Origin of the sequence: Natronomonas moolapensis 8.8.11 (assembly GCF_000591055.1) — an archaeon.
Lineage (GTDB): Archaea > Halobacteriota > Halobacteria > Halobacteriales > Haloarculaceae > Natronomonas > Natronomonas moolapensis.
Window position 1 is genome coordinate 1,509,706 of record NC_020388.1, and the last position, 25,367, is coordinate 1,535,072.

Consider the following 25,367-nt stretch of genomic DNA (forward strand, 5'->3'; position numbering starts at 1 on the left):
TACGAAACGCTGAATGGATTGACCGGATGGTCAAACTGGCGGATGTTCACTACCCGGATGCGGATTGCATCCGGGGTGTGATGGATCAGCTCAATACGCATAAGCCGGCTGCCTTCTACGACTTCTTCTCACCAGCGCAGGCGAAAGCGTATCTTGATCGATTCGAATTCCACTATACTCCAAAGCGAGGCAGTTGGCTGAGACCTGCTCGATGGGAGGGACAGTTCTTAGGTACTACAATGAGTAGTACCGCGTATGAGCACCGAAAACGAGACTGATGGTGAAACGACTCGTATCACTCGGAAGGGACAGGTGACGATCCCGAAAGAGCTTCGGGAGGAGTTCGGGCTACAAGAAGGTGACGAGATCCGCTGGGAAAAAACCGAGGACGGGATTCGGGTCAGAAAGGCCACGCGATCGAGTGGACGTGGGATGCTCGTCGATGAGGATGTTTCCACAGGGAAGCGCGAAGAGATGGCCGAGGAGCTGGAAGCCGAGATCCACGAGAAGCGACGGACAGAGTGGCAGCCGTGAGCCGCTATACCGCAGACGGCGTTGCGATGGCACGGTATCTCATTGACCGCCTTCCACCCGCTGTTGATGAACTTTTCGAGCGGGCCGAGCAGGGAATCGACGTGATTGAGGCACCGACAGTTACTGTAAGTGAGGCCATTTGGACGACAGTTAATAAAAAAGAGATCGCCGGCGTCACGGTTGACACGACACCGAACGCAGTGCTTCGGGGCTTAGTGAACGATGGCCCCGTACAGATTGCCCCTGCCGACGAGCAGGATCTTGCGGTCGCCGGGAGTCTCATCGACCACTACACGCTCCATGACGCCCTGCTCATCGCGAACCACCGAGTACGGGGCACCGAGGCGGTCATCACGAAAGACGAGGCATTCGCCAGCGAAGCCACCGTTTGGCGGTGAGTGACCACACACAATTTTTCGAGGACGTTCGCTTATCACCCGGACACGAATGCGTCACTGATACCTCCCGATTACTTGACGAGTCGAAGGTCCCCCGTATTTGGCTCATACGCTTCGCCGCGGCGGTACAGACGCTGGATCCACACCCAGGTCTGTTCGCGATCTGTGCCCAAACTACGGGCCTTATCAATGACTCTCGGAATCGGAATAACCTGCTCGTCTGAGGACATATGCCGTATTAGCGCTTTCAGATCATCTGGGTTCTTGAGCTGGCCATCGGTGTTGGTAATCACCAGTTCTTCCGGCGAGCGGACGGTTACCTCGGCAACTGCTGGCAATCCATCCGGATCGAGTTGGTCCATATCGGCCTCTACCTCGACGAAAATGCGGGTGGATTCTGCTGCATCGACGCCTGTGATCGTAACCTCGGATCCAAACGCTTCATTGAGAATATTTCGGACCGACGTGCGGGCTTCAGCAGTTAGCTTGTTGGCTTCATGTCGCTGTTCTGCGGCTGTCGTGAGCTTCTCAAATACGGTGTCGAGGGACTCATCGGACGTCGGGCCGGACATACCTCGGATACGATCTGATCTCGATAAAGACCTACGCCATCTAGACTGAAACTACAACTGGAACCGGACCGAAAAGACGGCCACGAACTGCGATGCTAGTGTGGTGGTTATGAACGCTTCACACCCTTACTTTTATATAGGTGAATGAGTTAAACCGCCAGTCTCAAATACTCGTTCTGCCACCGTGTACCTCCGATGAGTGCTGATTCGACTGTTGCCATCGAGTACACAGCTATCCCTGAGTATGCTCGCTGGACGCTTGTCCTGGTCCATCCGAAGGATCTCCGGGCGTACGGGGAGTTCCGGATGGGGTTCAATCTCGTCCACCCAGAGACGTTTGATGAAGGCTGGGAGCATCCGACCATGTCAGGGTGGGATGGTGACGAAGAGGTGTTCGGAGTCCAACTGGGAGTGGGAACGGACTTGCCAGAGACGATGGAGACAGCGGAATTCGATTCACCAACGGATGTTGCAGACCCACTGTCGCTTGCGGCGTCGATGGTTCGCGGCCAACCGGGGGTGTTCGTGGACTGGACGCGCCTACGTATCGATCTGAAGGCATTAGCGGATTATATTCGAACGATAGAGAACGCTGAATCAGGAATGACGTCGTTGCCGGAGATCGGCTTTCGACCGGTTATCGGCATGCCATAATATCCTCTTCGACTCTCGCACCTGTATACTCTGTTTATGCGACTGGCTAGGATTTACCTCGCTGGCAAAACCACTTTCGAGCATGAAGGTGGATGAGACTGCGATTACGCAGGATGACTCTGGGTTGTTGCACGCTGCTACGATAGCCAGATACGCATATGTCCAGAACAGATCAGTTGAGAGTCTCTCCTTCGAAGACTTCGAGAGTTGGGCGATCGAAACCGATGCAGAATTTATAATCGACACGGAGAGAGAGTTTCGCTGGCTTCAGCGACAGATTGCGAACGACAAATTCAATGCTGATAGAGCGGCCAAGCTATCTACACTTTTAGAAAAACAGGATGGAGATGATGATACATATATGAAGGCGTTGCTGCACTTCCTTGGGGATGGCGAGGCGAACGCGTAATTGCATCCGGGCTCCACTCCCGAGATTAATTTGCGGGTGCTTTCAGAGCCCAAATCAGTCTGCAGAGCAGATATGAATCAAGTTGCCACGCGGATCGGTAATTGTCCCGCGATTATGTTACTCCTCTACTGAGTGGAGATACTGCCATGCCCAGTGGTATTTTTGCTGTTTCTCCAGTAGCTCCTGGCTGACAGATGATAGCCGGGTCAAGTCCATATTATCCTCAATGTCAGCGATCTTGACTCCCCGTGCAAGGTCGTTCGTTGCGGCGCGTTGGATAAACGACTCGTACGTATCCTCGCTATCGCGTCGTGTCAGCGCATCCACCGCCTCACGGACCGTCACGTCGAATTTCGCTTCGATATCGTCGAGCGTCTTCGGCGTATCCTCGGCGACATCGTGGAGGACTGCGACGACACGTTCCCGATCCGTCTCCATTTGTTGCATCACGCGCAACGGGTGCCGCATATATGTCTCTCCGGCCTTATCGGTCTGCCCGGCATGGGCCTTTGTCGCGAACGTAATCGCCTGTTCAAGATCGTTCATTCTATCTTAGCTTGATAATCCGACTCCGACTGTTTCATTCTGTCCCCAGAGAAACTAACAGCTCCTACAAAACAGACCGATCCAGAGTCGGCGGAATTGCAACCCCGTTGGCTATGTTTTCTAGTGGAAGAGTCGACCGAGTGCGAAGCTCTACTGAGGGCAACGCATCCGACGGTCTACTCCTCGATAGAATCGACCGCCAATTGAGCGACGTCCCGGACATCCTCGTCGGGATCAGCCGCTGCAACCTCAGTCAGTTTCTCGACCGCTGCTGTCGCGTCAATTCGTTTCAACGCCCAGCAAGCATTGAACCGTGTATCGGCCATCTCGTCGTCAAGTACATCTATTAAAGACTCGATCGCTGGTTCAACCGCATCTGGATGGGCTTCTGCGACTCGAGCGAGGATGGATGATGCGTTATATCGGATGTGATCGTTTTCATCCTGCAAGAATTCGATCGCTCTGGGAGCTACTGCCTTCACCTCAGTTGGGTACTCATCGGCGAGATCAGCCAATACGCCGGCTGCATTAGCACGAAGTACGGTCGGCTCAGCATCCACTAGTTCAGCCGCGATTGGAATCGTCTCTTTGGCGATGCCTGGGTGTGTCTTACTGAGGTAGCCAACAGCCGCGAGCAGCCATGTGTGGGCTGGTTGTGGTTCAGTCTCAAGATATCGCTCCAGCTTTGGGACGACTGGGAGTAGCGCGTCCGGATTCGATTGAGAGACACTCAAAAGGAGCTGTGTAATCACCTCCGGATCGATTGCGTCATCATGAAGCAGCGTCGCTAACCGTGGGACGGCTTCTGTGAGCGGTTCCACGTCGTGGTCGGCAAAGGCTTTGAGAAACTGTAGTGCCTCGTTTTGGAGCAACTGGTGTGTCCCATCGGACAGTCGACCGATAGCCGCGTCGACGGCTGGTCGTACCGCTTCAGGATCGGCGTCGGCGATATTCGTGAGGATCCCGAGCGCCTCTCCTTGGACGGCAGGAACGGCATCGCCCAAGAGCGTACACATGGGTTCAGCTGCTGGAATCGATTCATCCGGGTGAGCGGCTGCAAGGTCAGCAAGTTCTACAAGCGCGAGACGTAGTGGCTTCCCGTCGGCTGTCTCGATTCTCTGAAGTACTTCATCAAGCCGCTCAGGATCAGGTGATTCCGGAAGTGTCTCGAAATCGTCTTGCGTATAATCGTTCCCCTCGCTGTCGAAGAGACTGTACTGCGTCATCTCTCCGTCCGGTCTCGGCGACATCTCCGAGAGTTTCAATCGATTCGTATGAGTCAACGCCATCAGCCGTTCCTCTGGTGGTTTTAGCATATCCCACTCAGCGATTTGGTACCCGACCTCTGGATATGCGTGATCGAAATCAAGACTCATACTGATAGTCTATACTCAACTGATCGGTCGTGAACACTTAATATTAGATGTCGAAAGGACGGATACAATCCGCCTATCCTTACCTCGATATGGCGAGATATTCCATAATGAGATTGTCCGGCTTGGCGAGAGTAGCATCAGCTAGGAAACAAGCGATAGACTACGATCCGTGTTTATACTTTCACTCCGGTTTGAGGAGCTATTTATTTCCTTGGGCCAACCGATCCATATAGAGGGTATCAGACCCTCAGTGTCACGCGCCCCTCCCCTTTCAAACAACTACGAGGCGAGAATCAATGTCCACAACGGATCTCTCAACACTCGGTGACTGTCCCCGCTGCAGTGCGAGCGTGACGAGTATTGATGTCCTCATCGAGTACAAAATTGATGGGCAGCCAGCTGTTTACAGGCTGTCGAGGCGAATGCCGCGGGGCTTGACCTCGTGGATGAAGCCGACAATCCGTGACATAAGCCATTAAGTAGCAACACAACGATAATCGAGGTACAGCGATGTGGTACGACTACCGCTTCCGCGCCTACCCTGACCGAACAGGTGTGACTGCGGAGGCGGAACGCCACATCGACATCCACCGCCAAGCCTACAATCACACCCGCTACGAATATAATGTCCTCGACATAGACGAGGACAACATCGGTTCGGCGTACCAACACCAGAAACGCCTCACCGAATGGAAGGACGAGTGGCCTGTGTTCTCCGAAGTCCACTCGAAGGCGTTGCAGAAGACCGTCGAACGCTTCTACGACAATCTCTCGAACCTCTCCAAGAAAAAGCAGAACGGGCACAAGGTTGGGTGGCTCAAGTGGAAGTCCTCAAAAGAGTACCAGAGTATGACGTACTCGCAGTCTGGCTTCGAACTCAAAAACACGAGTGGTCGGACTGCCACGATCTGGCTCTCCAAAATCGGTGGCATCCCCATTCGCTACCACCGCGAAATCCCCGATAACGCCACTATCAAAGAAGTCACGTTGAAAAAGGAGACGACTGGTGAGTGGTACGTCACGTTCGGCCTCGAAGTCGAGGACGCCACGCTCCCCGAGAAACCCGACATAGACGGCTTGGATGTTGAGGACTGCGTTGGCATCGACCTCGGCATCAACAACTACATCTACACGTCGGACGGCGACAGCGTGGACTGGCTCGACGTTTCTGACGAGTACGAGCGCCTACGTCGGGAACAACGTAATCTCTCACAGAAAGAACACGGGAGTAACAACTGGGAGAAACAGCGCCGTGAGGTCGCCAAGGTCAAGCGCAGAATTAAGCGGAAGGTTGAAGACTTCCAGCACAAGCTCACGACGTGGCTCGTCAAGACGTATGACGCTGTGCTCGTGGAAGACTTGAACATCGCGGGGATGCTCCAAAGCGACGGAAATTCACGGAACAAGCAGGACGCCGCGTGGCGCGGATTCATCGAGATGCTGGAGTACAAGGGCGACCTGCACGGTACGCACGTCGTCCAAGTGAACCCTGCGGGGACGACCAAGGAGTGTGCGGAGTGTGGTGTTGAGACGGAGAAGCCGTTGTGGGTTCGGGAACACAGTTGTCCGAGTTGTGGGTTCGAGGTGGACAGGGACGCGAATGCGTCGTACAACATTCTTTCTCGTGGGCTTCAGGAGTTAGGTTTGGGACAGGCCGAAGTCACGCCCGTGGAGACTGCGACCGCTGTGGAAACCGATGGAGGTCGGTCTTCGTCGGTTCCTGCAAGTCGTGTCGTTGAAACGGGAAGCCTCGGGGTCGTACGGAAGACGAAGTCTTCCGCGATGACGAGACGCTCCGCGTCTCGAACCACTTGACCCTGAGGCGGTTCACGCTGAATGTCCGGGTTGTCAAGCAGTTATAAAGCCAGCATGAGTACGATCAGCCGACTGAAACAGATGCTTGCTCTCGGGACGTAGGCCCCTAGTGTAAGCGAGTGTCGGCGCTACGGGACATCCATAGACAGTGGGGCGGATACCTGTCCCGAATGCGGCTCAGATGAGATTGCACGGTATGAGTTCTAACCGCCTAGCGGGTCAGAATCGTTGGTAAGCCAATCCTCAACTCTCCTCTGGCTACCACGTTACTATTGGATATCGCGCAGCCTTTTGACAGCCTGATTTCGGTGTTCCCCTCTGAATAGCCCCGCTGCTGTACTCAATGGGCACACCGGCCTTGGTGGTAATTTAACACCAATCGTTAATTACACTCCCGAGACATCCCCCATATGGATCGGTACTGGGTGACAACGGGGAGCACGAACGCCGAGGCAGTAGTAAATCCACTCGCCGCTGCGTGTACTGAATGGGAGTACGTTCCTAACCACATTTATTTGCTCAGCAATCCGGGTGTCGAATCTCACCTTGATCGGGTTATTGACCTCGTCGAAACCATCGTTGAAGCGTACGGTGGCGACACCCCCACTGTCGAGTGTACGTCGCTTGAGTCCGAAACAAATTTCCAAGCGATCGTCGATCACTTCCGAGACGCTATCGAGGCTGCCAAAGCAGCTGACGGGGAGGTCGTCGTTGACGTGACGCCGGGGCGGAAATTCATGTCAGCCATCGCGTTCCAAGCCGGAATTCGATTTGAAGCGACCAAAGTCTGTTATCTCCATGTCCACTCCGGGAAACTCTTCGGGCGCGTGTACGCGGATCTTCCGCGGAGTGCCACGACGCTGTACGACTTCAGAGAGGTGTTTGCATGATCCTCTCTCGAGACCATCTGACGGTGCTTCTGAATGGACTGTACGAGACAGGGACCAGACGAATTACTGTTTCACATCCATGCGACGAAGTCGGGGAACTGCTGCAGTTCGATCTTGGCGACCCTTTCGAGAGCCCAGTCCGATTTACGCAGTCGCTGTATGAGTACAACGACGCCCGAGAGACCGTACAGCGACGATACGTCCAGGATGCATACGATGATCTCCCGGACGATAGCACCTACGTCCGCTGTTTGGTCGCCGGCGGCGTTTTAGATCTTCATAACAGAGACGCGATCGAAGCGTGCGTTGACCGACACGGATATCGTGACCTTGAGGCGGGCCACGCCCCGCTCGTGATCGGTATCGATGCGAATATTATGCCCTGGCGGATCGCAAACGTACTCGATATTGATCATCAACAGGGGACACCGGATGATCGGGGGCGGTCGCCGACGAACGGATATGCGCTCGCGACGGGCGTCAAAGAGGAACTTGACTGGCATTACAAACAGCATCAGACCTCATCGCTGGTGACAGCATTCGGTGAAGAGTTCGAACGACTCGATAACCAACCGGCAGGAGCCAACCGGGAAGGCTTCCTTGGCCTCTACGAGTATCGTCGTCTCATGGCCGAACGCAATATCGATGTGCTTGAGAGCGATACTGGCGATGAAGCGATCGTCGACGCGTACCACACATTCGACGCCGAGAGTCGTAAGGAGGTGCTTCTACTGAGCAACGATTTCGGATTCATCGACGTAGCCGAGGAGGCGGGTCTCCGCGCACAGCATGTCGACTTCCCACAATTTCTCCCGGATAGATCGACCGCGACGTGGGATGACTTCGGTAGCTTGCTGTATCATCTTGCGATCCGATTTGGGGTTATTCGGTTACCGGGCGTGACGATCTACGGTCTCTGGAATGAGAAGGATGGACGCCACTGGCAGAACGAGGAGTTAGTCATCGAAGCCCGGAGTCCGAAGGTAGAGCCGTTGCTCGAACGGGATCGAACCATCGCTAAAGCCTTCGACACTGAGTGACCGGTTATCAGCAGAGCAGTAGATACAGCCAGTAGGGCAGCTGAATGATCCCATCTCCTGTCTGCTGGATCGCCGTGTTGTCGCCGACAGTATCACCGGTGACGAGGAAGCCAACCGGGGTCTCGTACGTCTCGAGGAACGCGTTCAAAGCCGCCCGCTTGTCGTCGACGGGGGGCTGGTAGGCGAGGGCAATCGGAATCGGCGTGCCGTCGACTTCGAAGACGAAATCCACCGTCCCGTGGCGACTCTCCCAGTACTCGACTGTGGGTTCGACGTCATTCCCGTTGGCGGCGTTAACCCCGTAGGCGAATCGCATCGTATGATCGAACGCTGCGATCCGCGCGAGGTTCGCCTCTACGTCCCGATCACGCAGAGCCGAGGTCGGCCCGCCATCGGTAAACGCCGTGACGAGCCCTGTATCGCGAAGGTAGAGCCGAACCGAGCGTGGGCGGGCGTTGTCGTACTCCGTCGTCGCCGTCAGGAGATACAGTTCGGCAAGCGCCGACAGGTAGCTATCACGGATCGTTCGTCGGTCGACGTCGAACAACTCGACGAGTCGCTGATACCGGACCGACTCCGTCGCTTGATTGCGCGCCGCCAGCGCACACACCCGCTCGAGATCCGCGATCGTCTTCACCGACTCGAAAGCCGGTACCTCCCGATACAAGGCGTGTCGGACGTCCCCGAGCAGGCGGTCGTACGCGGCGTCGTCGAGATCGCTCGCGTCCTCGATCGCTCCGTCCTGCGCATAGCTCAGAATACCGCCCATCGCGAGGTAGTGGACGACCTGCGACTGGATGCGTCGGGTGACGTCCGAGACGCGGTCGTGTTGCTCCCGGATCGTCTCGACGAGCGCTGCCGGGTCGCCACCGTCGAGTGCCGCCGGCAGGCTCGAATCCCCATATCGGAGCGGCGTTGGGCTCACACGGCGGTCTGTGTCCTCTAACGAGGGGTACAGCGTGAAGAGGTAATCGCGGAACTTCTCCGGCAGGATCGGCTGGACGTCGTACTCGTCAGCAGCAACTCCGACGCGGTCGAGTTCTCGCTCGATTTGGCCGCCGGCGCTAGCTGTAACGACGACGTGGCGTCCGGGAACGGACTTGAGCGTCTCCGCCACCGCCGTTCCCCATCCCTCGATAGAGCGCTTGGTGGGGTGGTCGACCCGATGGACGTCGTCCAAGAGTAGAAAATGCGGGGTGGGATCGTCCAACCGACCCAGAACGCGGCTTTCGTAGTAGCGGATCGCCTGGTGGAGTTGATCGTCGGACTGCAACTGATACAGCGGGTCGGCGTCGAATGGGATATAGCAGAACCGTTCGGGCGCGTCGCCGTCGGTCAGCCGATCGTAGATGAACTGCCGCAGTAGCGTCGTCTTCCCGACGCCGAACCGACCGGTCAAGCCGAGAACAGACTGGTCTTCGAACTGGCTGCCCGCCGAGTCGGGGCGGGCCAGATGATAGTAATCGCTCCGCCGTCTCGCCGGCAGCGTCGGCGCGAGGGCGGTCGCACCGTCGTCCCACCACGGATTGTGCTCTCGGAGCGCTCGAACGAGCGTATCGTCGCCGACGTCGAAGCTCATCTCGCCCCGATGGCTGCTGGGAGCTGCCTGTCCCGCGCAATAGACCGATCGGTCGGTCTCTCACACGGGCGTGCAGTGCACTCTATCAACATTACGTTGTCGCTTACAGACGCTCTAGTAGCATAACACTTCCCCTCGACGGAAGATTTAAATCAATAAGGCGCAAAGTAGTGCGTGGGGTGGGTGGGAAAACGGCATCGCGATGTCGTTTTTGACACCACAACGCGCATGACCGCCCGGTTGGCGTCCGGGATACGACGCCGCTCGTGATGAATACCGATACAACAGCTCCAGACGGCGCGTGGGAGGAACTGACAGCGACGATCGTCAGTCGGCGTGTGATTGACTGCGACGGAACGCTTGTCCAGCGACTGCTGGTCGAGAGCACGGACGGAACGGAGGTGCCTGTCCTGGCTGGTTCTGCGAGTGACAAACTCGCTGGGCTTGTTGCAGGCGAGCAGTACGTGTTCGCGGATGTCGTCCACTGTGAGACGAAGACGGAGTCAACTCAGGAAGTATGCCCGGACTGTGGCGGGGCGCTTCGCCGCGGTACCGCGCTCGATAGCTTTGAGTCCAGCCTCTGGACAGCTGTCGACCGGCTGGACCTCGACGGCATGGTGGCGGTCGTTACGGACCAGAGTCGTGTCTCCGAGGTGCAGCCGGACACTGAAGCCGAGACTGACGATTGGATCCCGATGGAGTCGTCGAGTCCTCTGTCTGTTTCAGGCCCCGAATTCGTCTGTGTGGACTGCGGGCAGTCGGTCGAATCACAGCAACGCTACGCGACGAACGAGTCCCACACGGGCGAGGTACTGATGGACTCCATACAAACGTCAGTTGCCTCGCCTGCATCATCCAGTGACTCACTCGGAATGGCGACGGGTGGGGCCGCCGACGTGACGAACTTCCGGGAGAACATCCGAAGCGGATACACGCCACAACCGGACGCGCTGGCGACCGAGGGGCTCTTCTACGATTACCACTTCCAGACCGGCGGGACTGCCCCGAAGACGGATGCCCTGTTCGCTCCGCAGTACGCGTCGGCTATCAGCGAGCATCCACTCACCGACGAGGTGGAGCCATACGTCGCCGTGGGTCTCGATTCGAACATCTCCGCCGCGGACTTCGAGCGTCCGGCCCTCGATCTCGTGGCGGTGCTCGATATCTCCGGATCGATGGACAGCCAGTTCGATCAGTACTACTACGACGAACACGGTCGCCGTCGCGAGACCGACGCCGGCGAGGAGACGAAACTCGAAGCCGCCATCGACTCTCTCTGTGCGTTGACCGAGCAACTCGAGGCCGACGATCAACTCGGGGTCGTGCTCTACAACAATCGCTCCCACGTCGCGAAGCCGCTTCGTGACGTCGAGACGACGGATCTGCCGGCGATCCGACGGCACATCCGCGAGATCACGGCTGGTGGGGGCACGAATCTCGCCGATGGCTTCGAAGCCGCCTGGGAGCTGCTGGCCGACACGCCCGCTGAGGGCCGCGAGCAACGAGTCGTCTTCATGACGGATATGATGCCCAACGCGGGAGCCACCGACGAGGGCGAACTCACGTCGCTGTTCGCGGACGCTGCCAGTGCCGGCGTTCATACGACGTTTGTCGGGATGGGTCTCGACGAGAACGCCGACCTCGCCGCCGCGCTTTCGGGGATTCGGGGGGCGAATCACTACTTCGTGACGTCGGGCGAGGAGTTCCGACAGCGACTCGGCGCGGAGTTTGCCTACATGGTGACGCCGCTGGTGTACGACCTCGCGCTCGAACTCGACAGCGAGGGCTGTGCGATCGAAGCCGTTTCCGGGTCGCCCTCAGCCGACAGTGCGACGGGGCGGCTCATGCACGTCGGGACGCTGTTCCCGTCGCCGAAGCAGGACGGCGAGACCCGCGGTGGGATCGTCCTCGTCCGGTTGGATCGAGCCGCACTGAGCGCCGATCTCGAGTTGGTCGCGTCGTGGACCGAACGGGATGGCGAGGCCTACAGCCAGCGGCTTCGGATCGAGCTGCCAGACGCCCCCGAGTCGTACGCCCACGATGGCGTCCGGAAGGCGATCGCGCTCTCCCGGTATGCCCGTGAACTCCGTGAGTGGGCGGAGACCGTCCATACAGCGTCGGATCGTTCGGCTGCCGTCGACGACTGGCTGCTCGAGGACGGTCGAAGCGAGCACGAGCGCGACTCCGTGCCGCTGGCCGTTCCGGATGATGTCGCGGCCCGATTCCAGCAGCTTCGGGCGTATCTCGCCGACGAGATGGTGGCGGTTGGCGATGAAACGCTCCAGCAGGAACTCGACCTGCTGACGAGGCTCTGTAGCGACACGGCGGTCGAGTTGTCTAAACGATCGGAGTAACGCTCGTGATCACCTATCGCGACGGGCCCGCTGCTGCTCCGCACCTGCGCGTTAGCCGAAAGCCTGTCTCCCCGAGGTCGACTCGAGCATCACTCGGTGAGACGGGAAAGCCGGCTGACGCCATCAGGCTGCACCCCCGTCACAAGGGGTCCGCCATCCCAGGCCTCGCCGACAGCATGGGGATGCACCTACTGCCTGGGACAGGCGACGGAACACGAGACGACTCCAATTGGGTGTCGTAATGTGGGCAAAGGCGCTGATTTCACCGATACGTATATGATGATTCACATGAACCGAGGTACCACATGACCGGGTTGGGGGGCTATGAGTACGAGTACAATTTCTTCGGGGAGTATCAGTCCGCTGTGCTCTCAAAACGGCCAGCGATTGAGCAACTCGTCTTGCTCGATGATGAGGTCGCTAACAAAATCATCATTTCCAGATATGAGGGGCCGGTTGACCCCGTCGAATGGGAGTATCTGGAAGAGTACTATAGTGGGCTCTTTGCTGATTTCATCACTGAGCGAATCGAGGGACTCGTCGATCCAACACCAGTTACTCGAAACCGCGAGCGCTTCCATCAATTTCGATCGGATATCGTTGCTCTCAATCGAAAACTCCCTGCGCAACGATCCGCTCGAGCCGACGTTCTCTCAGGCCCCGCCGAAACCGTCCTATTGAAACACCTTCGCGAGCGCGGATTCGATCCGAGTGCGCTCGATATCACACATATCGGTCGCGGTGGGGGGCTATATCTGCTTGAACTCTTTGTTACTGCTGCCCAGCAGGAAGCCTATGCCGAACGGTCCTTATTGCAGCCGCTGTTGAGCGAAGCTGCTGCATTAGGGGATCTTAGCGAAGCCGAGGCTCGTAAGCGGTTACGTGCCCCGTTGTTGATGGTTTCACTGTGGGCAAATCAGGAAACCGGGCTCGAACGTTGGCAGCAAAATGATCGCGAGGGTATTCTCGAGATGGCGACGGCGACCGGTAAAACCGTCGCTGGGATCGCTGCGATCGCGGACGTCTGCGGAGCGTTCCCAGAACAGTCGGAGTCGACACGAACGGATGAGGCCCGGATCCTCGTGGTCGCTCACTCGAATGCGATTCTTAAACAGTGGGAGCGTGAGATCCAGGAGAAACTCGGGCTACCGATGCCAGCACACGACCCCGGCGAACGAGCCGCTGACGTGAGTTTCACTGATGGACGAGTTGAGTTTCAGACCGCCCAATCACTGCTACCGCGGTACGACCGCGATTTGGCTGACGAATACGATCTCGTCATTTACGACGAAGTCCACCACTACGCCAACGAAAGCGGCTACGGAGCAGCGATTGCCCGACCAAATTACAAGGCTGCGATGGGGTTGTCGGCGACGATCGGGGACGACGCAAGCATGAAACGTCGGCAACTCACTGACTTGCTTGGCGACGTTGTGTACACCTACGGTGTTGAGCAGGCCCAGCGGGATGGAATCATCCCGGACTTCGACTGGACGGTCCATCCAACGCCGCTTGATCCCTATGAGCAAGAGGAGTGGGACGAGACCACGGACCGGATTTCGAACCAATTCGAACGCCTCAAGCATGCGGATGCGACAACCGAATTGCTGGAACGACTCCCGGTCCCGTTCGTCGAACTTGAGGACCTCGGAGATTTCATTCGCGCCCACGAGGCAGCTGGCCGGACGCTATCCAACGATGCGATCCCAGAAGAATGGGAGAACCTCGCTGCAACGATCCACTCGCGAAGTTGGATTCGGCACCGTTCACAGCCAAAAATCGATGATGCGGTTGCACTCGCTGAAGAATATCTCGCGGATTCAGACTCTCCGATCAAACTCGTTATTTTTGCGATGGACATCGAGACAGCGGATGAAATAGCCGACCGACTGTCGGGGACAACTGACGACGTGTATCTCGCCCACTCGAAGCTAGAATCGTCGTCCCGGAAGACACGGCAGACCGTCCAGCGAAACATCGACGCGTTCAGCAGATGTGACAACGGCGTCTTGATCTCGCCGAAGATGCTTGACGAAGGGATTGATGTCCCCGACGCTGAGGTCGGCATCAACGTCGCCGGGACGAAGACTAAACTCCAATTGGTACAGCGAATGGGTCGAGTGCTTCGGAAACACGGCGAGCAGCGGCCTCACTTCCATCACTTCATCGCGATGCCGGAGGAAGGCGACTACGTCCCCGGGCTTGACTCAAAAGAGTACGTGCAGGAACTCAATTGGGTCCGTGAACTCGGGGAGATGATCGGCGTTCAACCGGTTATTGATGACGCCGGTGTCGACAGCGAGCTCTTAGAGCGGGCTGAACAGCGTGGTCACGAACTGTGGGCGCAAGACCTGCTAGAGGATCTGGAGGTTGAAACTGTTCAAGGGAACGTCCAACTTGAAGAACTCCTGAACGCACTCACCTTCGAGGCGACGACTGAGTTGCTGGCGACATTAGATCTTGACGGGGCTCGTCTTGAACAAGACAACTGGCAGACGGCGATGGACAATCTCCGTGAATCCGAGACACTGCCCGTCGAAGGCCTCCAGCGCGTCTGGTGGCTCTTCCCGCTGTATCACGAACGTCCAAGCGAACTAGTGGAGCTGCTTGAAGCCTCACGGGAGGCACTGCAACCCGACGAAGACGAGACAGACTCGGTGGCAAATGAGCAATCACTAACCGAGTTGGAAGATATGGATCTGGAAGCCGGTGAGAATAAGCCTCAGGAAGCATCCAACAGTAGTGGAGACAACAGCCCCTCAGAGGTCGATTCAACGACACGCTCGGAGGGGTAGTGTTCAGATAAGCTGATTCCATGCGAAGGCGAATGATCGAAGCCAATTGTCGGCGGTATCTGCTTCGGCGTTGCTGAAACAGTTTGAGAAACTGGTAGTTCTACGTTTTACCTCTCGAAAGACACGTTCGACGCTATTCCGATTTCCATGTTTTTCATATTTGAAATCGAGACTGTGACGGCGGCAAGCGTCCTTCAATGAGTGCGAGCCATCGATGAGAAACACGGCGTGTTCTACGTCGTGTTTCTCGCGGAGTTCAGCAAAGAACGCGTGAGCAATTACGCTGTTTGTGGTTGGCTCAAGCGTTGTGTATAGCAATTCGTTTGTTTCAGGATCGACAGCCGCGTACAGCCAATATTGTTCATCATTGAGCCGGATCACCGTCTCGTCAACGGCGACGTGATCCGGATTTTGACCAGACTCAGGCTGTAGATCTGCTTTCTGAACCCAATTATGCACAGTTGACCGAGCACGATTGACACCAAATAATTCAAGAATAGAAACAGTATTCGAAAGTGATAATCCAGCGAGATGGAGCTGAATACTAAGCTTCATCAGAAATCGTGGTGTCGCTTCTCGCTCCACAAAACCTAACTCGATCTCGTCCAAATGGCCGTTGAGGCGGGCGTTTTTGGGCATAGAGCACTCAAAAAATGTACCGCCTCACTTTTCATTCTTATCTGAACACCGCCCTCGGAGGCCTCCAAAAGTTTAGTAGAAGCGGAGTCCAACGACGGGGGTGATCGTAACGGGCCTTCATCAGCGGCATCTGGTGCCCAATCAGAGCCTCAAACATCTGTAGAAATTAACGCTGGTGAGGCGAATAAAAACGACGACAACAAAAGCGACGGGATCGTCGGTCGGATCCGTGAATCACTATTCGGCGATTAATATGTGAGATATAGGACGCCGCCCCAAATTCTGTTTGTCAAACGTCCACTATTGCTTAGCAAGATGACTCGGTGATTGTTTATAAGCACTGACCACCATCGGACGTAATCCTGATACTGACTCATTTTGACTGACCGATTCGCGCCTTTCCTTTTGTACGAGGCGTTCTGGCAGGAATCTAATTAACAAAACCAATTCCGCGGAGTTCGCAGTAGCCATCTAATCAATAAAAACATTCATTAATACGGTGCTCTCAGGACAGTCGAATTGATCATGCCAGTTTATGTTTATCGAAAATAAATATCATTAAGCATGGATCAGACCGTTGACGATCTTCGAACGCAGTTAGAAGACTTCGCGACAACGGTTCAGGCCGTTCCGGAGGTTGACGAGCCACCCAAGACGACGTTAGAAGTGCTCGACCGCCGTCCTCGAGAAACGTATTGGATCTCTTGGCTTCAGTATCTTCTCGATCCGTCGCAGCCACACGGCTTCAACACGACGATCCTTGACGTAGTTCTCAAGCTGGTCACCAAGGGAAGCGAGGACGCCGAGCTTGAGTATCAGTCTCCAGATGACATTGTCGTCAAATCAGAAGTAGGCGGGTCACACGGAAATCGATTGGATCTACTTGTAGCTCTACTCGAAGAGTGGGCGGTCTGTTGCGAACTGAAGGTAACGTCGGGGGAACGGGATGGACAGACTCGCGACTACTACCGAGACTCTGACCTACCCCCAAGTGACCTTTCGGTTCCCCCAGACAGCGAGTATTACGTGTACATCTCGAAGGCAGATCGACCGAATGCAAGCGCCGAGGCTTTTCAGGATGTCTCTTGGCAGGAGCTCGTCAACGCTTTTGACGACGTACTGCTGTCCATCCAAGGTGACGCGACAGAACGGGGCATGGCTCAACTGCGAGATTTTCGTGACACAATTACTAGAGAGGTAAGCATGACCGACCAAGAATATTCGGAGCGCCAACGCGAAAAGATGGAATTGTACCTCAAGTACCACGACGAAATCCAGCAGGCTCGTGACGCGTTCGAAGACATCCACGATCGAGAGAAAGAACGCTGGACGGAGCGATTTCTCGAGGAGTACAGACCGGACACTTGGTCCGACGAGTGGAACTGTGAGCACTCAAAACGAGGTCTGATTTATCGGGATGACTGGCGACTCGATGCGAACCGGACTCCCGTTGATGATCGCGATGCTGCCGTGTATCGGCTCGAATTCCAGCACTTTCTCCGGAAGCGGTCTACGTTCACCGACGGTCGACTTAGGGTTCGAGTCTACACATCTCGCCACGGGGTGCCGAATACCTATCGAGAAGCAATCAAAGAGCTGACAAACAACGAATACTACGATGAGTTAGCTGACATCCGGCAGCAATACGGTATTGAACACGTCGCCGGAAAGAAAGTCCACGCCGAAAAGTACTATTCCTTCGATCCAACCGGCGGGCCCGACGTAGCCTATGAGACACTGGCACAGGCGTTTGAAGAATTCATTGAGCTGGCACCGATACTGACACAAATCCATGAACAGGCACTCGACCGAGCGATGAACCAATAATTAGTCATGGTGATATCTGTATAGAGACGACGAGGCGACTCTCCGAACGAAACGAACTTTACGCGGAAGGAAGACAGTACAGCGTTGTAAAGCTGGACACGTGGAAGGTTCCGTCAGACGACGATGTCGTCTACAAGGTTGGCGAAATCGACTCATTGGAGGCTGACCGAAGAACGATGGCTGGTCGAGCTGAATCTGTCCTCGTCCTTGATGAGAATGGGAATACGGTATCGGAGAATAGTGGCCCGAACCGTCCGACGGATTGTACCACACGCGAGTGACCACGGTACTTTTCCTGACGCTTATTTTGTCTCCAGGAGGTACTTTTTTTGAGTCCAATGGCCTGGATCTATTTTTCCCGTTCTGAAGCCGTTCAACGATCCATTCGAAATAGCTGGCAGACCCAACTGGCCACCATTTGTAATCCGCTGTCAGTGCCTGATCAGCGGTCTGATGCCAAGATCGACCAATATGAATCAAGCATAGGAGATGCAATATACGCACGTTCCATCTTGCACAGCCCGATTTCCCAACTTCGATACAGATACTAATGTTTCGCTGTCTTCGGTAAGAGCCTCTCAGGGAGCCCCGTGTTGGCATTCGTACGGTATAATAAGTCCTGAACCGATCACCCCAGAGAATTCCTCCGAAGCTGACTATTCCGATTCCGATGCTCTTCACTCGAAGCGGTGGTGTGACTGAGGCGTCTCACCTGCTCTCTTCGGGGACCTCGGCAAGCAGCGTCCTCTGGATCCCCTCTTGGATCGATTCGATTTTAGCCGGCTCAAGCTCGGTGGTCCAGTCCGCATCGATTGCTGTGAACACGAGCGATATTCGAACGGATCGTGTCGTATCCTGTTGGGCCAATGCCACCGCGTAGGCATGCATCTGTTTGACGTAGTAGGCCGCGTCGTCGGCTATCTCGTCCTCGGTCACATCGCCGGTCTTGTAATCGATTATGTGGTATGCCGACGGCGTGACGAGTAGATGGTCGATGTAGCCAACAATCTCACCGCGGTCGAACTCCGCGGTCACGTATAGCTCGTCATAGCGCTGGTCGACATCCGCCGCAGCAGCCCGCTGTTGGATGTACTCGATTCCACGTTGGGCATGCTTGCGCACTCGGGCCTGCAGGTCCGGAGTCAGGTCGACGGCTGCCTCCTCTGCAGCCAGCGTCTGTCGCATGATATCCGACCAACGGCCCTCCGGGGCCCGGAGCTCACACAGCTGGTGGACCATTTCGCCGAAAATATTCGATTCGACGTCCGAGACCGCCTGTGTAGACTCCTCTTGATTGGCGTCGCTTTCGGGCCCACCCTGTAGACTTGCCGACTCGTCGCCGTGACGGCGATCCGGACGGTCGGGATCGACCTCTTCGACGTAGAGCGTCCGTGCCTCTGTATCGAGCGCCAACTCCCCGTACTCGCTTTGCAGCGCCGCCCAGTCGGTGGCGGACAGGCGGAACGTAACCTCAGGTGTCGGCGGCGACTCCGAAAGCTCGACAGCCGGATCCTCGGCGGTCGTCGCCGGCGTTCGTTCGATGGGCGGCGTCGGAAGCGAGACAGCATACGATCCGTCGCCGTATGCTCGCTCGACGCGAGTGGCCGACTCCAGGGCCCTACACACATCTTCTGTGAGGAGCTCCGGTTGCACCCAATCGCGCCAACTCGAGGCATCGTCGGGCGTCGCCTGCTTGAGCTCGGTAAGTGACGACACGTCAGCCTCGCTATCCGACTCGTGCAGCCCGCTCAAGAGGAGATGGTCGCGAGCCCGTGTGCAAGCGACGTACAGCACCCGTTTTTCCTCGGCGCGTTCTTCCGCCCGACGCTGGTCCCGGAGCGTGTTTCGGGCCATCGTATCGGTCAACTCGAACGGGTCATCCGGTTGCGGGGCTTTCATTCCGACCGCGTGTTCGCCGTTGATTTCTTCGAACTCGACCTGGTCGTTGAGGGACGGCTTGTCGTTGAACTCTCGACCGATTCCCGGGACGACGACGAAGGGAAACTCCATGCCTTTGGCGTCGTGGATCGTCAGAATCTGGACGCCCTCCGCGGTGGTATCGGCCTCGCTTTCGCGCCCACCACGGCTCACGCGGCGTTCGATCCGGTTGACGAGCGTCGTGAGACTGCGGACATCGTCATCACTGTACCCGCGCAACTGCTCGCGGAATTTCTCGACGTTTGCGATAGCCTGCTGTGGCCGGTCGCCAACGCTGATGTTGACGAAAAAGCCTGTCTCCTCGATAATCTGTGTGAGATACGACGCCCACGAACCACTGAATTCGGCCTCCACATCGGGTTCCTCGTTCGTATCATCATCGCTGACCGTGATTCCGGCCTGCCGTCGCCAGCGCGTGAGCAACGTATAGACCTGGGCGAGGTCCTCGTGGTTGCTCTCTCCGAGTGCGGCCCACAGCGGCTCGCCGTGCCGTTTCAATCGCGCGAGCGTATCATCTGCCAGCCCGAATAACGGTGACCGCAGCGCCGCGTACAGCGCCCGTTCGTCGCTCGGGTCGGCCAGCGCACGGAAGAGGTTCAATAACGCCGTGATCTCGGTCGTTTCATAGAAACCTAATCCGGACGCGACCGAATAGGGAATCTCTGCGTCGTTCAACGCCCGCTCGTACGTCTTGAGATGCGTTCGACTCCGAAGGAGGATCGCAATATCGTCCGCCTCGAGCTCCCGCGTCGGGCCATCTCCCGACTCCGCGGCATCGTCGCCGCCCTCGTCGGGGTACACCTGTGTTGGCTTGTCGAGTAGTTGCGACAGCCGTGCCGCAAGCGCCATCGCCTCGAGTTCGCTGTCGTGTTCCGGCTCGGCGTCGGCAAAGTCGGGATAGTGCTCGAAGCGGGCGGCCCGCAACTCGGGATCGGACGGCACCGCGAGGTATTCGACGCTGCCTACCTCGGCTGGGTCGTCTCGGGCCGGAGTCAATCGCTGTGGCTCCGCCTCGTAAGGGTCGCCATCCGCCTCGAAGACGGTCTCGAACAGCTGGTTGATCGACTCGAGCACTGTCGGCAGTGTTCTGAAGTTCGTCGACAACTGGTCGTCGTCCGCTGCAGTCCCGTCGCTTTCGTCTTGGTGTACGGCTGGCTGGTCATCCTCGTCAGCGACGGCTTCGAGGATATCGGCTGTTTCGCGAAACTGGGTGACGTCGGCGTTTCGGAAGCGATAGATGCTCTGTTTGACGTCGCCGACGACGAAGACGTTCTCCGCGTCGAAGTCATCTGGATCCGCCGCCGTGAGAAGCTTGATCAGATCCCATTGTCGGGGATCGGTATCCTGGAACTCGTCGACCATCACGTACTCGAAGCGATCCCGGAGTTCCTGCCGGACAGCTTCGTTTCGCTCCGCTTGCAAGAACTCGACGGTGTAGGAAACGAGATCGCCAAAGTCGACGGCGTTCTGTTGGGTTTTGCGGTCCTCGTACTTCTCAGCAGCGAGTAGGGTTAACTCCGCTAGCGCTGACACGAGTTCGAAGCTATTGCGCTCGACCTCGAGGTCGACGCTGACGGTGTACTCTTCCGGGCAGAGCCGGTCGACCAGCGTCTCGAAGGCATTATCGAACGCGGTCTTGCGCGGGTGGCCGTCCCAGTTGGTTTTCGCCCCCGAATAGCCCGCGTACTGCTCACCATCGCCTGTGGTGAGATGTTGGCTCAGATCGGCGATCAACGCCTGTTTGGCTCGCGTCGACTGACCGTCGTCATATCCTGGTTCGATGATTTCAACGACGCCCGCAGCCCGTTTCCATACCCGCCCGCCAGTGTCGATATCCGGCGGCTGTTCGATGATCTCGGTGAGAGTCTCGATCGCGTCGACGACCGCCGGGTCGGCGAGCACTGCAGCGGCGACGTCCGGATCGATCGGATGGAGATGCGTCTCGACGAAGTCGATGTACTCCGTTTCGGTCGCGTCGGCCCACTCGTCGGCCCAGTCGATGCTTTCCGGTCGCTCCCCGAGCAGATCGGTCACCACTGACCGGAGCTGATCCCGGGAGAAACGCTGGGCCAGCGTCTCCATCGCGTCGTGTGTGTCGTATTCTTCGAGTACGGCACCGACGGTGTCGTCGATCAGCGCCGCTGCCTCGTTCTCGTCGAGCGTGTCGAAGCCTGGGTCGACGGCATCGACCGCGAAGGCGTGCTCGCGCAGGAGTCGCGCACAAAACCCGTGTAGCGTGTGGATGTAGCCCTGCTCGAGTTCGTCTGCGATCGTCCGCCAGGCATCGAACGCGTCGGGGTCCAACTCGGCGAGTCGGTCCGTGATCTCGGTTCGGATGCTTTCTTCGAGTTCGTTCGCGGCTCGCTCGGTGAACGTCGTCGTGACGATGTGTTTCGGCTGGAGTGGCGGGTCGTCGGGGTCGAGCGTCTCGGGATCGGCTGTCGCGAGGGCATCCTCCAGCATCCACAGATACCGGGCGGTCAGCGTTGTCGTCTTGCCCGTCCCCGCCCCTGCTGTCAGCGTCACGTTTCTGTCGAGTGCATCGACCGCCCGTTGTTGCTCGTCGGTCAGGTCCTCGTAGCTCACCATCGTCATTCCACCTCCGCCGGTACGACGTCCTCCGGCGACTGCTCGCGGGCTTTCGGTGGCACGTAGACCGGGTGGTCCTCGGCATCGATCGTGTCGATGAGCTCTCGCCGCTGGTGAGACCGAACATCGCAGACGTGAGCGTAATCACAGAACCGACAGCCGGCGTCGTCAGGATCTAAGATTGTTGGCTGGAACTGCCCGGTCGCGATCCCGTTCGTGAGTTGGCCGAGTCGGCGCGGGGTCGTCTCCTCGATAAAACGACGGAACGCCGCGTGCGTCTCGAAATACGGGTATGTATGCCGCACTAGTGGCGTTCCAATGTCGTCGCTACCGTGATGGACAGCCATCGATTGGGAGGTGACAAGCCCCTTTCGGGAGCTGACCGAACTCGGCGAGGAGATCTGATAATACGTGCCGCCCACGGTCTCAGCCGGGAGTGCGTCTTCGGCAAGCAGCGCATACAGCGGCAACTGGAAGCTCGTTCCGAGCAACGAATCAGATTCGCTCGGCGTGTTGGACCCGGTTTTGTAATCCCGAACGACGAGTTGGGTCGGCGTCGTTCCGGGGACGACCTCGATCCGGTCGATCAGCCCGTGGACCGGCACCGGGCCGTGTGGCGTCTCGATCTCGGCGGGGGCGTCCTGCAGCGGTGTGCCGGCATCGTACGGCGTGCCGACGCGGCCTTCGAACCATGCTGGCTGGGCGGTCGTCTTCGCCACCTCGCCGAACTCGTGTTCGAGGAACCGATATAACAGGCCACGAGCCACCGGCTGGCCGGTAGCCGTCTCACGGTCGGGGCCGTAGTAGTCGTTCTCCGTTGGCGAGCCGAGCCCGGCCAGGACCGTCGTCAGCCAGCGGTGCTGGAACGCCGTGTCGCCCGCCGTGCTGAACGCCGTCTCCAGCCGCTCGAGGGCGACGTCGAGTAGGTGCCGCTGTCGGGTCTCGAAATCACCATCGGGAGCGACCGGTTCACCGATCGACGACTGCAGTTCCAGATAGTAGTGTTCGAGGACGTCGTGTATGTAGGTACCCCGCTCGCCGGCATCCGGCTCGGGCGTCAGCGGCTCGGGGGCGTCAATCTCTACGACTCGTTGCATATAGTATTTGAACCCACACGCGGCGTAGGTTTCCAGCCGGCTGGCGCTGTAGGGCTCCCGATCGGCTTCGTCGTGCACCATCGCGACGGTCTCGGGCGTCAACACGCCATCGTACGGCGTCAGCCGATCCGGGTCAGCCCGGGCGGCGGCGCAGGCCGTGCCCGAGTTGATGCGTGCGTGTTCCGACGGCGTGAACGTCCCGGCGGCGACGCCGTCCTCTACAAGCGCTGTCGTTCGCTCGACGTCGGTCGCCGGGAGCCCACCGATCGCCCGCTGGACGTCCTCTGGCGAGCCGGGCGGTGACGCATCCGTGTCAATCGTGACGGGTGAAAGGTCGACGAGCCGGCGGAGCTCGGTCAGGATATCCGCCTCGACGTAAGGTTCGCCGTCCGTGCTCCGTCGTGGGATCGAGAGATGCAGCGTCGCATCGCTGCTCAGGAGCGCTCCGACGTGAGATCGAGCCTCGGCGGCGACGTCGCGCTGTTCGAAGTCGGCGTGGGCTTCGTAGATCGGGCGAGTGAACGCTGACTCGGGGGGATCCGACGGGACGTGTGAGGCGGTCATCCCGAGGAGGTAGACCTGCTCGAACGCCCGCGGCGGGGCGTCGGGGAGGCCACAGATGACGACGTGTTGGTCAGTGCCGCCGTTCGTTCCGCGGACCGAGACGCCGTTGAGGGCACGTTCCAGCCGCGCTATGGCATCGCCGGCGTCGAGATCCGCCAGCGGTGCGGTCATCGCCAGCGTCTCGAGGACGCGGTCGAGGCTCAATTTGGCCTGCTGTTCGCGATTCAGGCGGCCTCTGGAGAGTGTCCGTTCGCCCTCCAGCGCCGCGTCGATCCCGAGTCGGGTGAACAGCGTCTCGAGTTGCGCCGGCAACGCATCGAGTGACGTGGTCGCGAGCGCCTCCACGTCGCGGAGCAGCGACTCGACGCCCGCGGTGACGGACTCGTCGGCGTACGCGAGTGTCGACGCGAGTCGGTTTGTGTCGGCCCGGGCCGCGATTCGAGCGATGGCGCGGTGATCGATTTCGGAGTTATCGATAGCCACGAGCGGGTTCGTGAGTAGCCCGAGGAGGTCATCGACAGCGCGTGGCTCCTCGGCAAGTGCTGAAATGGTCGTGACGGCGTCGCCGAGGGCCGTCTCGGCGAGCGGCTGGTCGGTTTCGATGTGGAACGGGATGTCGTAGGCCTCGAAGAGCTCCTGGATCTGTGCGGCGTACTGGGCGGGATTCGTCAGTACGACCCCGATCTCCTCCGGCGGTGTTCCCTCCGCAAGCCGGACGCGGATATCGCGGGCGACCGAGCGGAGTTCCTCGGGCACGGTTTCTGGTTCGGCGACCGTGAGATCGAGCGCCGTCGGGTCGATGTCGGACACGGACGGGCCGACGCTCGGGTGCCGATAGAGGTTCCGCGTGAGCCGACGTCGGGCAGCCGTCCGCGGCGCTGTCGCTGGCTCGTGGTAGTCTTGTTCGAAGCCCAACTCGAGATACGTGGCGATCGCTTGGGCTGCGCCTACGTCTACCCCGGCTACGTCGTCGGTGTCGACCTGTTGGGGCGCGACCGCGATGGTCGGCCACGTCTCGACGAGTTGCTCAAGGAATTTCTGTTCGAGAGCTTCAAAACGGGTGAAGCCGCTTATGACGATCGCTTCGACTGACGGGAACAGCTCCGACAGCGAGCACTCCGTTGTGACATGTTCCATCCGCTCGGTCCGGTACGTTTCGGGGTACTCCTCAGCGAGGAGCTCGGTTCGTGCCGCCTCGATTTCGGCGGCTAACTCCGCGACGTGTACGGCACGCTCGTTGAGCCCTTCGGTTTCAAGTCGGTTTTGCATCCCCGTGGCGGAGAGCAGGCCAGCGAACTCCAGGTTCGTGAAGAGGTCTTCAGCCTCTTCGACGAGCCCGGCGCTTGCAAACGTATCACCGGAGTATAGGGGATTTTCAGGCGAATCGATCCCCTCGACACCTAATTCCACGAGTCGAAACAGTAGTGGCCGGTCGATATGCGTGATATCGTTTTTGTACTGATCGCGCCGGTACGCCGTTGAGACGATGTCATCGAGTGTGAGCACGCTCGCCATCGTTGGTGGGGCGGCAGCATTCCAGCGATCGCGTGTGGCTTCAGTTGGATGATTCTGTGGCGTGATGTGGAGGACGCTTTGCGGGTGCGTATCGACGCTTTCTATTAATAAGTCGATTGCAGCGGTTTCAAGCGAGGGAAGGGCAGGCCCTGTCAGCAGGCGACGCATATGCCGTCGTCTCCCGATTCGCGTAAGTAATTTTGGACGACACCAGCGTGTCATATAGCCGACTACAG

Annotated in this window: 18 protein-coding genes; 11 read left to right on the forward strand and 7 right to left on the reverse strand. The window is 58.0% G+C overall.

What is annotated here, in order from left to right:
- Positions 1-255: 255 nt before the first annotated feature.
- Together NMLP_RS07450 and NMLP_RS07455 are read left to right on the forward strand one after the other, a co-directional pair.
- Entirely contained in the window at positions 256-534 is a 279-nt protein-coding gene (locus NMLP_RS07450; RefSeq protein WP_015409505.1) for an AbrB/MazE/SpoVT family DNA-binding domain-containing protein, read from the forward strand.
- On the forward strand, positions 531-932 hold the full coding sequence (locus NMLP_RS07455; protein WP_015409506.1) for a hypothetical protein: 402 nt from the start codon (positions 531-533) through the stop codon (positions 930-932). The genes NMLP_RS07450 and NMLP_RS07455 overlap by 4 nt, the downstream gene beginning before the upstream one ends.
- 71 nt (positions 933-1,003) lie before the next feature.
- Here NMLP_RS07455 and NMLP_RS07460 read toward each other — a convergent pair whose 3' ends face one another.
- Entirely contained in the window at positions 1,004-1,504 is a 501-nt protein-coding gene (locus NMLP_RS07460; RefSeq protein ID WP_049926295.1) for a hypothetical protein, read from the reverse strand.
- A gap of 195 nt (positions 1,505-1,699) precedes the next feature.
- Between NMLP_RS07460 and NMLP_RS07465 the strand changes: the two genes are divergently transcribed.
- Positions 1,700-2,158 carry a hypothetical protein gene (locus NMLP_RS07465; protein WP_015409508.1) on the forward strand — a complete coding sequence of 153 codons (459 nt, stop codon included), beginning with the start codon at positions 1,700-1,702 and terminating at the stop codon, positions 2,156-2,158.
- Between the two features lie 82 nt (positions 2,159-2,240).
- Positions 2,241-2,567, forward strand: coding sequence for a hypothetical protein (locus NMLP_RS07470; protein WP_015409509.1), 327 nt, complete (start codon positions 2,241-2,243; stop codon positions 2,565-2,567).
- Between the two features lie 117 nt (positions 2,568-2,684).
- Here NMLP_RS07470 and NMLP_RS07475 read toward each other — a convergent pair whose 3' ends face one another.
- Positions 2,685-3,113, reverse strand: coding sequence for an HD domain-containing protein (locus tag NMLP_RS07475; RefSeq protein WP_015409510.1), 429 nt, complete (start codon positions 3,111-3,113; stop codon positions 2,685-2,687).
- 176 nt (positions 3,114-3,289) lie between these two features.
- Positions 3,290-4,489, reverse strand: a complete 1,200-nt coding sequence (locus NMLP_RS07480) for a HEAT repeat domain-containing protein (RefSeq protein WP_015409511.1) — start codon at positions 4,487-4,489, stop codon at positions 3,290-3,292.
- A gap of 296 nt (positions 4,490-4,785) precedes the next feature.
- Here NMLP_RS07480 and NMLP_RS16265 point away from each other — a divergent pair, with 296 nt between their 5' ends.
- The 4 genes from NMLP_RS16265 to NMLP_RS07495 all read left to right on the forward strand — a co-directional run bounded on the left by NMLP_RS16265 (position 4,786) and on the right by NMLP_RS07495 (position 8,234).
- Positions 4,786-4,968, forward strand: coding sequence for a DUF7837 family putative zinc-binding protein (locus NMLP_RS16265; RefSeq protein ID WP_076982703.1), 183 nt, complete (start codon positions 4,786-4,788; stop codon positions 4,966-4,968).
- Positions 4,969-4,999: 31 nt separating this feature from the next.
- On the forward strand, positions 5,000-6,304 hold the full coding sequence (locus NMLP_RS07485; protein WP_015409512.1) for an RNA-guided endonuclease InsQ/TnpB family protein: 1,305 nt from the start codon (positions 5,000-5,002) through the stop codon (positions 6,302-6,304).
- A gap of 410 nt (positions 6,305-6,714) precedes the next feature.
- On the forward strand, positions 6,715-7,194 hold the full coding sequence (locus NMLP_RS07490; RefSeq protein ID WP_015409513.1) for a hypothetical protein: 480 nt from the start codon (positions 6,715-6,717) through the stop codon (positions 7,192-7,194).
- Positions 7,191-8,234, forward strand: a complete 1,044-nt coding sequence (locus NMLP_RS07495; protein ID WP_015409514.1) for a hypothetical protein — start codon at positions 7,191-7,193, stop codon at positions 8,232-8,234. Before NMLP_RS07490 ends, NMLP_RS07495 begins: the two co-directional genes overlap by 4 nt.
- A 7-nt stretch (positions 8,235-8,241) precedes the next feature.
- Here NMLP_RS07495 and NMLP_RS07500 read toward each other — a convergent pair whose 3' ends face one another.
- Entirely contained in the window at positions 8,242-9,813 is a 1,572-nt protein-coding gene (locus NMLP_RS07500) for an ATP-binding protein (RefSeq protein ID WP_015409515.1), read from the reverse strand.
- 269 nt (positions 9,814-10,082) lie between these two features.
- On the opposite strand from NMLP_RS07500, the gene NMLP_RS07505 reads away from it, so the two are divergent.
- Positions 10,083-12,167, forward strand: coding sequence for a vWA domain-containing protein (locus NMLP_RS07505; RefSeq protein WP_015409516.1), 2,085 nt, complete (start codon positions 10,083-10,085; stop codon positions 12,165-12,167).
- Positions 12,168-12,472: 305 nt separating this feature from the next.
- On the forward strand, positions 12,473-14,962 hold the full coding sequence (locus tag NMLP_RS07510; protein ID WP_015409517.1) for a DEAD/DEAH box helicase: 2,490 nt from the start codon (positions 12,473-12,475) through the stop codon (positions 14,960-14,962).
- A gap of 3 nt (positions 14,963-14,965) precedes the next feature.
- Here the strand turns inward: NMLP_RS07510 and NMLP_RS14375 are convergent, their stop codons facing one another.
- Positions 14,966-15,601: an IS6 family transposase gene (locus tag NMLP_RS14375; RefSeq protein WP_015409518.1), complete on the reverse strand. Its 636-nt coding sequence runs from the start codon at positions 15,599-15,601 to the stop codon at positions 14,966-14,968.
- Between the two features lie 564 nt (positions 15,602-16,165).
- Here NMLP_RS14375 and NMLP_RS07515 point away from each other — a divergent pair.
- Complete coding sequence (locus NMLP_RS07515; protein WP_015409519.1) at positions 16,166-17,428, forward strand: PD-(D/E)XK nuclease family protein; 1,263 nt, start codon at positions 16,166-16,168, stop codon at positions 17,426-17,428.
- Positions 17,429-18,136: 708 nt separating this feature from the next.
- Here the strand turns inward: NMLP_RS07515 and NMLP_RS07520 are convergent.
- Both NMLP_RS07520 and NMLP_RS07525 read right to left on the reverse strand, forming a co-directional pair.
- Entirely contained in the window at positions 18,137-21,961 is a 3,825-nt protein-coding gene (locus NMLP_RS07520; protein ID WP_197538019.1) for a UvrD-helicase domain-containing protein, read from the reverse strand.
- On the reverse strand, positions 21,958-25,299 hold the full coding sequence (locus tag NMLP_RS07525; protein WP_015409521.1) for a PD-(D/E)XK nuclease family protein: 3,342 nt from the start codon (positions 25,297-25,299) through the stop codon (positions 21,958-21,960). The genes NMLP_RS07520 and NMLP_RS07525 overlap by 4 nt, the downstream gene beginning before the upstream one ends.
- Positions 25,300-25,367 lie beyond the last annotated feature (68 nt).